Genomic DNA, 497 nt, shown 5'->3' on the forward strand with positions numbered 1-497 from the left:
CGTAAGCGGCGCGAGGGTTCAAATCCCTCCTTCTCCGCCATATTATTATGGCCCGTTGGTCAAGCGGTTAAGACACCGCCCTTTCACGGCGGTAACACGGGTTCGAATCCCGTACGGGTCATATCATATCGTTGGAAAGTAGGAAGTGGGTGCACTTACGAAAGTTAAAATGCCCACCTCCTATTTATTTCCAAGAACATCAATCTTCTGGTCCGGTAGTTCAGTTGGTTAGAATGCCTGCCTGTCACGCAGGAGGTCGCGGGTTCGAGTCCCGTCCGGACCGCCATTAAATATAATAAAAAACACTTGATTTTCCACAAGTAACATGATATCATTTAATCCTTGCGGGTTTTAGTGATTTTATATTGATTGATCGATGGGCTATAGCCAAGCGGTAAGGCAACGGACTTTGACTCCGTCATGCGTTGGTTCGAATCCAGCTAGCCCAGCCATTTTTTGCTTTTTTGAGTAATATCTAAAACAAGAAGGAAATTAGA

Annotated in this window: 3 tRNA genes; all 3 read left to right on the top strand. The window is 45.5% G+C overall.

What is annotated here, in order from left to right:
* Window positions 1–49 precede the first annotated feature (49 nt).
* The 3 genes from AC4GZ8_RS26445 (at window position 50) to AC4GZ8_RS26455 (ending at window position 452) form a co-directional block, all read left to right on the top strand.
* Window positions 50–121 (top strand) — tRNA-Glu (locus AC4GZ8_RS26445).
* 88 nt (window positions 122–209) lie between these two features.
* Window positions 210–286 (top strand) — tRNA-Asp (locus tag AC4GZ8_RS26450).
* 91 nt (window positions 287–377) lie between these two features.
* Window positions 378–452: transfer RNA gene (locus tag AC4GZ8_RS26455), tRNA-Gln, on the top strand.
* Window positions 453–497: the final 45 nt, after the last annotated feature.

The organism is Metabacillus sp. RB-C-LZQ-3-1 (assembly GCF_058315175.1).